This window comes from Pseudomonas fluorescens (assembly GCF_018614775.1).
Taxonomy (GTDB): domain Bacteria; phylum Pseudomonadota; class Gammaproteobacteria; order Pseudomonadales; family Pseudomonadaceae; genus Aquipseudomonas; species Aquipseudomonas fluorescens_BY.
Genome location: NZ_JAGGOF010000078.1, coordinates 1 through 8042, shown reverse-complemented (window position 1 = coordinate 8042; position 8042 = coordinate 1). Strand labels below are relative to the sequence as shown.

Here is an 8042-nt window from a genome sequence, read left to right as displayed (position 1 = left end):
GCTCCCACAGGGGGAACGCGTTCGCTTCAGAAAACAGGTCGGCTATAAGGCCGCCTCGGCGCGGGTTTTGATCTTGGGCACACCGAGCCTGGGCGAGGTGCCGAGTGGTGGGGCACACGCCACCCGCGACACCCACGCTAGAAACGTTCCGCGCATAGACGCGCACCCCGCAGCATTCCTACACTGCATCCCATCCAGCAACCGGGAGCAGCGGATGAACCGCAACGAATTGCGCAAGGCCGACATCAACCTCATGGTGGTGTTCGAAACACTGATGCTCGAGCGCAACGTGACCCGGGCCGCGGAAAAACTGTTCCTGGGCCAACCCACCATCAGCTCGGCCCTCAACCGCTTACGCAAAATGTTCAACGACCCGCTGTTCATTCGCGTCGGCCACCGCATGGAGCCGACCGCCCGGGCCGAGGAAATCATCCGGCATCTGTCTCCAGCGCTGGATTCACTGTCGGTGGCCCTGAGCCTGACGCACGATTTCGACCCCGCCAGCAGCACCATGACGTTTCGCATCGGCCTGTCGGACGACGTCGAGTTCGGCTTGTTGCCGCCCCTGCTGAGCAGCCTGCGTCAGGAAGCGCCGCAAATCGTGTTTGTGGTCCAGCACGTCGATTACTGGCGCATTCCCGATCTGCTCGCGTCCGGCGATATCACCGTGGGCATCAGCCAGACCCGCGGGCTGCCGGCCAATGCCAAGCGCAAACTGTTGCGACACATTCAACCCAGCATCTTGCGCGCCGACGCGTCGGACACACCGCTGACCCTCGACGAATACTGCGCGCGCCCGCATGTGCTGGTCTCCCATACCGCCAACGTGGCCGGTTTTGCTGACGAATGGCTGGCCGAGATCGGTCGCACGCGCCAAGTGGTGCTGTCGGTGCCGCAGTACAGCGCGTTGCCGGCGTTGCTGGCCGGTACGGATCTGATCGCCAGCCTGCCGGACTACACCGCCGCCGCCATGGCCGCGTCGGGTCAGCTATTCTGTGAACCCTTTCCCTTCAAGACGCCCACCCTGGACCTGTCCATGGTCTGGCTGAGCCATGTCGACAGTGACCCGGCCGAACGCTGGTTGCGCTCCCGGTTGGAGGCATTCATGGGCGAACGGGGCGAAACAAAACCTGCCCCAAAGTAAAAAGTCGCGGTATGGTTGCGACGGTTTCAACCACCTCGTCCTATTCGAATTGGAGTCGACACATGCCTCACCTGCACATGGAGTACACCGCCAACCTGCCCGAGCTGAAGGCCGATGTCGCCCTGCTGCGCCTCAATAATGCGTTGGTGGCGTCCGGTCAGTTCGCGGCCGAGTTGGACATCAAGAGCCGAGCCTTGAAAGTGGAGACGTTTCGGGTCGGCACCAGTCTGGGTGAGCGCGCGTTCGTGCATGTGAAGCTGGCGTTGTTGAGCGGCCGCTCGCCGGAAATCAAAAAGCAGCTGGCCGACAGCTTGCTGGTGGTGATCCAGGAACTGGGTCCATGGCCGGAGGGTGTTTCCGTGCAGCTATGCGTGGAAATCCTCGACATCGATCGCGGCCCCTATGCCAAGGCGTTGATCGATCACTGACCGCCAGGCGTTTCAACCGGCGCAGGCCTTGATGATCTGTTCGCGCAGCCAGGCATTGGCGCTGTCCTGATCGGCCGCCTGGCTCCACTGCATGTTCAAGGTAAACCCCGGCAGGCCGTCGGGCACCTCGTGGTGGTTGAAGATTGCCTCGTTCGCCAGCAGTTTCTGGATGCGCCGAGGCAGTGTCAGGATAAAGTCTGTGCCGGTGATCATCTTCAGCGCGGCACTGTAGCTGTTGGCCCGGGCGGCAATCTGCCGTTGATGCGCTTGCTGCGACAGCCAGCCGTCCACCATGTTGGTGGATGACGTCCAGGGCGTCGGAAAAACGTGTCGGCGCTGTACGAACGACTGCAGGCTCAATTGCGGCTCCAAGGGGGTCGCCCGCTTGTCCACGACACACACCAGGTCCTCTTCCAGCAACTGCCGGGATTTGAAATCGGCATGATTGCTGTGGAAGTTCGGGCCGAAGCAGATCACCAGGTCCAGGCTCCCATCACGCAGCTCCTCTGCGGGAATGTCAGCCTCAAGCTTGTGCACGTTGACCACCACAGGCAGGTCGGCGTAATCGAAGCCTTGCAGCAGTTGGGGCAGGATCAGGTGTTCGAAGTATTCCGGTGCACAGATATTGAAGGTGACCGCTTGCCGGGTCGGATCAAACGTCGGCGTACCGGCGTGGCACAGGTTGATGCTTTGCAAAATGGCGCGCACATGGTCGTACATGCCCTCGGCCTTGTAGGTCGGACGCATGCCGGTGCGGGTGTTGATAAACAGTTCGTCTTCGAAGCAGGTGCGCAGTTTTTTCAGGCAGTAACTGACGGTGGACTGGCTGACACAGAGTGCCTCGGACACACCGGTGACGCTGCTCTGCTCGTACACGGCGCTAAACACCATGAGGTCCTGCATATCGAGCTTTCTGAGGGAGTTACTGTTCAGCATCCTTTCTGTCTCTCGCTGTGCTCCTTGCGCGGATCGTGCGCAAACCAGGCTGATGATCGTAACGGAACGATGGTCCCAGGAAAATGCCAGGCAGGCTGTTTCACGGTCGTGAGCGGGACACATAATGTAGTGAACACGACACGTCGATCAACGCCGGCGGGGCTGCCCCGTCCATTTCGCCAGAGCTGACGTAGGACGTATTCCTCGCGGCCGCCAGCCATGCCCTCGGCGGCTCTCTACTTAAACAATAATTTAATAGCAACTTTTTCACGAAAAATTGATGGTGCCTTACCTAAAGTTTGTGCTGCCGTAGGGAATGAATTTTTCACATTTGCCTACCGTATTTTTTCAAAGAGCAACTTTCAGGAATCCGTCAATCATCATGCCGACTATTAAAGCCGTGCGCCCCGAGTGGGTGACACTGGTTGCCAGTGCCTTTTTGTTAGTGGGTTTCAACCTCGTGCTCTGGCAACATTTGTTGGCGATCACCACGTCGGATGCTCGCGGCCTGCTGATGTGCGCGGCGTTCGGCGTGATGATTTTCTGCGCATTCAACCTGGTGTTGACGCTCGTGGCGTTCCGGCCGGTGCTCAAGCCCGTGCTGATGCTGCTGTTTCTGATCAGTGCCGGCGTGGCCTACTTCATGGCCCAGTACGGCGTACTGATCGACGCCGGCATGCTGCGCAACTTTGCTGAAACCAACGTCACGGAAGTCCGTGACCTGCTGTCGCTGAAGTTGTTTGGCTACATCGGATTACTGGGCGTGTTGCCGTCCTGGTTATTGTTCAAGACCCCCATCAACTATCGTCGCTGGCCCAAAGAGCTGTTAAGCAAGTTGCTGGTCGGCGTGGCGTCGGCCGCCGTCATCGGCGTGGTCGCTCTGGCCAATTACCAAGGCTTGTCTTCGTTGTTTCGCAACCACCACGAGTTGCGCCTGATGGTCGTGCCCAGCAACTACATCGGGGCGTCCGTTGGTTACTTGCGCGAGCAGGTTGCGTCGGCCAAGCAGCCGTTCGTTGCCTTGGGCGAGGACGCCAGTCGCAATCCGGCCTGGCAAACCCACGGGCGTAAATCCCTGACCGTGCTGGTAGTCGGGGAGAGCGCCCGTGCCGAGAACTTCGGCATCCTCGGCTATAACCGCGACACCACGCCGAAGCTGAGTAAAGAAGCTGGCCTGATTGCGTTTACCGATGTGCATTCCTGTGGGACCGAAACGGCCGTGTCCGTGCCGTGCATGTTCTCCAACATGGGGCGCAAGAACTATGACGCCAGCAAGGCCAAGAATGAAGAGGGCTTGTTGGACGTGCTCAAACGCGCCGGGCTGGAGGTGATCTGGCGGGACAACCAGTCCGGCTGCAAGGGCACCTGCGACCGGGTTACCTTGCAGGATGTCAGCAACCTCAAGGATCCGGTCCTGTGCGCCAACAGCGAGTGCCGCGACGAAATCCTGCTCCAGGGGCTGCAACACTTCATCGACACGCTCGACAAGGACACGGTGCTGGTGTTGCACCAGATGGGCAGCCACGGGCCGGAATACTTCAAGCGCTATCCCAAGGAGTACGAGCATTTCACCCCGGTGTGCGAAAGCAACGCATTGAACAATTGCAGCCGCGAGAGCATCGTCAACGGCTATGACAACACGCTGGTGTACACCGACCATGTGTTGTCGACACTGATCGACCTGCTGCGGGCCAATCAGGACAAAGTCGATACGGCCATGCTTTACCTCTCGGACCATGGTGAGTCCCTGGGCGAATACAACCTGTTCCTCCATGGCACGCCTTACATGCTCGCCCCGGAACAACAGAAACACGTGGCGATGTTGGCCTGGTTTTCCGACAGCTATCAAAAGTCTTTCGCGGTTGACACCCATTGCCTGCAACTGAGTCGGGAAAAACCCCTGAGCCAGGACAACCTGTTTCACTCGATGCTCGGCCTGCTGGAGGTCAACAGCAAGGTCTACAACCCGGATCTGGATATGTTCGCCAGCTGTCGTGGTGCGGTCATCGACGGGGTGTTGGCCCGGGAGTGAGCCCTACACCTTTTTTTCACGCAGTGTCGTTTAGTCTGTCTGTCATCCACTTACCCAAGAGCCGTTCGTATGTCCGGGCTGACCCCATCCACCGTCGAGCTTGAGTTCGCCAGGCAGCATGGCCAGGAACATGCGCAAGTCTGCTGCCAACCGGCGCCTCGCCGGCTGCGCCTGGCCTTCTGGCGCGATGAGCAAATGGTGCGCAACGCCCTGAAAGTGGCCGGCGAGCCGGGGCTGGTGCTGGATGTGGCGTGTGGTGCGGGACGCTACTGGCCCGTGCTGGCCGAGCATGCCAACCGGGTGATCCTGGCGGCGGACCCGTCGCCGGACATGCTTGATCATGCGCTCACACACCATGGCGGTGCGTTGCTCAAGCGGGTCAAGACCTTCCCCAGCTCGGCGTTTACCATCGGCTTGTCGGAAAACGCGGTGGACTGCATTTGCTGCCTGCAGTTGTTTCGGCACGTGAGCGCCAGCGAGCATCGCCTGGCGCTGTTGCGCGAGTTTCACCGGGTCAGTCGCGACACGGTGATCGTGTCGGTGCACATCGAGGGGCGTCTCAAGATGGGGCATCCGCCGCAACGCTGCCTGGCCGACAAGGCTGACCTCGAAGCCGAATTCCGCCAGAGCGGTTTCAGCGTACTGTGGCATCAGGATTTCCTGCCTGGTTTTGCGCTGGCCCGTGTTTATGTATTGCGTAAGACCAGCTAAGTCCTGATGTAGGACTATTCTTGCGTCTGCGCGGGCAATTTCTCTCAGACACCGGCTCTACGGATGCTCGCAATCGCCGGCGGCGATATATACTGCGCGCCATTCTTCAAGGGAGAGCCGTGTGGCCATCGATATACACTGGATTCGCGACAACGATAGCCTCGGTCAGTTTTGCGCCGAATGGCAGCAGTTGCCATTCGTCGCCCTCGACACCGAATTCATGCGGGTCGACACCTTTTATCCGATTGCCGGCTTGTTGCAGATTGGCGATGGCAAGTGTGCCTACCTGATCGACCCCTTGACCATCGACAACTGGCAGCCCCTGGCTGCACTGCTGGAGAACCCTGCCGTGCTCAAGGTGCTGCACGCTTGCAGTGAAGACCTTGAAGTGTTGCTGCGTTTAACCCGCAGCTTGCCGGCGCCGCTGTTCGATACACAATTGGCCGCCGCTTACCTGAACCTGGGTTTTTCCATGGGGTACTCGCGGTTGGTGCAAGACGTGCTGGGTATCGATCTGCCCAAGGGCGAGACCCGTTCCGACTGGTTGCAGCGGCCGTTGTCCGAAACGCAGATCAGCTACGCGGCCGAAGATGCGGTGCACCTGGCGGAAGTTTTCGTACAGCTGCGTCCGAAGCTTTCCGATGAAAAATACGCTTGGGTCCTGGAGGATGGCGCCGAATTGGTGGCCAACCTACGCCGTGAAGTCGACCCGCGTGAGGTGTACCGCGAGGCGAAGCTGGCCTGGAAACTCTCCCGTGCCCAACTGGCCGTGCTGCGCGAACTGTGTGCATGGCGCGAGCATGAAGCGCGGGCCCGTGACCTGCCGCGCAACCGGATCATTCGTGAGCACTCGCTATGGCCCCTGGCCCGCACGCAGCCGGATAACCTCGGTGCGCTGGCGAAAATCGAAGACATGCACCCGCGTACCGTGCGCCAGGACGGTCAGTTTCTGCTGGACCTGATTCAGCGCGCCGCCAGCCTACCGCCCGAGCAATGGCCGCCGGCCGTGGCCGAGCCGCTGCCGATCGAGGCCTCGGCCCTGGTCAAGCGTCTGCGGGCGGTGGGGCAGGCTGAAGCCGAACGCCTGGAGATTGCCCCGGAGCTGATGCTGCGCAAGAAAACCCTCGAAGCGCTGATCAAGAGCGGCTTCCCCGAGGGCCCTTACCAATTGCCCGATTCGCTGCGTGGCTGGCGCCGCGAATTGATGGGCCAGGTGCTGCTCGACAGCCTGGCCACTGCCGGAGAACAGCCTTGAAACGCATTTGCTCCATCTACCGAAGCTCGAAGAAAAACGAAATGTACCTGTATGTGCTCAAGAGCGATGCATTGGCGCGGGTCCCGGAGCCGCTGCTGGCGGCTTTTGGCAAGGCCATCCATGCCTTTGACCTGGTCCTGAGCCCTGAGCGACAGCTGTCCCGGGAAGACATCAACCAGGTGCTTGAGAACCTCGACACCCAGGGCTATCACCTGCAGATGCCGCCCGCTGAAGACGAGTACATCGAGCATTTGCCCGAAGAGTTGCTGCGACGCAACGATCCGGTCTGACAGGTAACCCGAGGCCCCGTCCTGAGGCCTCTTGAAACACTGGATTGGCTTTGTTGAGGATGACCGCGTGGGTGGGGAGCGACACTCCGTCAGCGGTCGTCTGCACTGTTTTTGAAAGGTTTGATTCATGCGCGTTCTGATTGCCGAACACGATCATGCGGTGTACGCCCAGCTACTGCGTCAGGCTGCACCCGATCTTGAAGTCCTGACCAGCGGCGACTCCGCCGAGCTGTCTCGGCTGGCCGCCGATTGTCCGGTCTGGCTCGGCCAGCCCGATCTGCTCGCTACCCTGTTGCGTCAAGGCCACCAGCCGCGGTGGCTGCAATCGACCTGGGCGGGCATCACGCCGCTGCTCGCCGAAGGGTTGAGCCGCGACTACCGCCTGACCCGGGCCGTGGGCATCTTTGGCCAGGTGATGGCCGAGTACGTGCTCACCTACATGCTCGGTCATGAACGCGAGGTGTTGGCGCGACTGGTCAGCCAGGTGGAGCGCAAGTGGGACAATCGCCAGGGGCAGGGGCAGGGGCTGGCGGGTCGCAAGGTGTTGATCGTTGGCACCGGCGATATCGGCCAGCGTGTGGCGCAGTTCCTGCTGCCGTTTGGCGTGCAGCTGTATGGCATCGCCAGTGACGCCCGCGAGTTGGCACCGTTCGTCGAAGTCGGCGCGCTGAAGGATTTGCCGCGGCTGGTGGGTGAGGCGGACTACGTCATCAACCTGTTGCCCAACACGCCGGATACCCATGATGTGTACGACGCGGCGTTGTTCAAGCAATTCAAGCCGAGCGGGCTGTTCATCAACGTCGGCCGTGGCGTCGCCGTGGTGGATGCGGACCTGGTGCAAGCCTTGAAAGAAGGGCACCTGGCCGGCGCGGTGATCGACGTCTGCCGCCAGGAACCGCTGCCGCAGCGCCACCCGTTCTGGACGGCCTGGGGCTTGCTGCTGACCGGCCACAGCTCAGCCCCGACCTCGCCGTCGATGATGGTGCAGCTGTTCCTGGAAAACCTGCTGGCTTATCAAGCTGGCGAAGCGTTGCGTGGGGAAGTGGATTTCACCCGCGGCTACTGAACGCCACCCATCCAACTGTGGGAGCGAGCCTGCTCGCGATGGCGTCGGTACATTCAATAACCGTGCAAGCTGACCCACCGCTATCGCGAGCAGGCTCGCTCCCACACTTGGGCTCGTGGTGGACGCAAACTCATCCTTCACCGAAGCCTCCTGTGGGAGCGAGCCTGAACTGGTCAAGTA

At 60.7% G+C, this 8042-nt stretch carries 8 protein-coding genes; 7 read left to right on the top strand and 1 reads right to left on the bottom strand.

What is annotated here, in order from left to right:
- The first annotated feature begins 214 nt into the window (after positions 1–214).
- Positions 215–1144 carry a LysR family transcriptional regulator gene (locus J7E36_RS19400; protein WP_215006441.1) on the top strand — a complete coding sequence of 310 codons (930 nt, stop codon included), beginning with the start codon at positions 215–217 and terminating at the stop codon, positions 1142–1144.
- 62 nt (positions 1145–1206) lie between these two features.
- A complete protein-coding gene (locus J7E36_RS19395; RefSeq protein WP_215006438.1) occupies positions 1207–1572 on the top strand; it encodes a 5-carboxymethyl-2-hydroxymuconate Delta-isomerase in 366 nt (121 codons plus the stop codon).
- Positions 1573–1584: 12 nt separating this feature from the next.
- On the opposite strand, the gene J7E36_RS19390 is transcribed toward J7E36_RS19395, so the two are convergent.
- Positions 1585–2508, bottom strand: coding sequence for a LysR family transcriptional regulator (locus J7E36_RS19390; protein WP_215006435.1), 924 nt, complete (start codon positions 2506–2508; stop codon positions 1585–1587).
- A gap of 382 nt (positions 2509–2890) precedes the next feature.
- Here J7E36_RS19390 and J7E36_RS19385 point away from each other — a divergent pair, with 382 nt between their 5' ends.
- The 5 genes from J7E36_RS19385 to J7E36_RS19365 all read left to right on the top strand — a co-directional run bounded on the left by J7E36_RS19385 (position 2891) and on the right by J7E36_RS19365 (position 7862).
- Positions 2891–4540: a phosphoethanolamine transferase gene (locus tag J7E36_RS19385; RefSeq protein WP_215006432.1), complete on the top strand. Its 1650-nt coding sequence runs from the start codon at positions 2891–2893 to the stop codon at positions 4538–4540.
- Between the two features lie 69 nt (positions 4541–4609).
- Complete coding sequence (locus tag J7E36_RS19380) at positions 4610–5251, top strand: class I SAM-dependent methyltransferase (RefSeq protein ID WP_215006429.1); 642 nt, start codon at positions 4610–4612, stop codon at positions 5249–5251.
- 121 nt (positions 5252–5372) lie between these two features.
- Positions 5373–6506, top strand: coding sequence for a ribonuclease D (gene rnd / locus J7E36_RS19375; RefSeq protein ID WP_215006426.1), 1134 nt, complete (start codon positions 5373–5375; stop codon positions 6504–6506).
- The gene (locus J7E36_RS19370) at positions 6503–6796 is read left to right on the top strand and encodes a YcgL domain-containing protein (protein ID WP_215006423.1); all 294 of its coding nucleotides are present in this window, start codon (positions 6503–6505) and stop codon (positions 6794–6796) included. Before rnd ends, J7E36_RS19370 begins: the two co-directional genes overlap by 4 nt.
- Positions 6797–6923: 127 nt before the next feature.
- A complete protein-coding gene (locus J7E36_RS19365; RefSeq protein WP_215006421.1) occupies positions 6924–7862 on the top strand; it encodes a D-2-hydroxyacid dehydrogenase in 939 nt (312 codons plus the stop codon).
- Positions 7863–8042 lie beyond the last annotated feature (180 nt).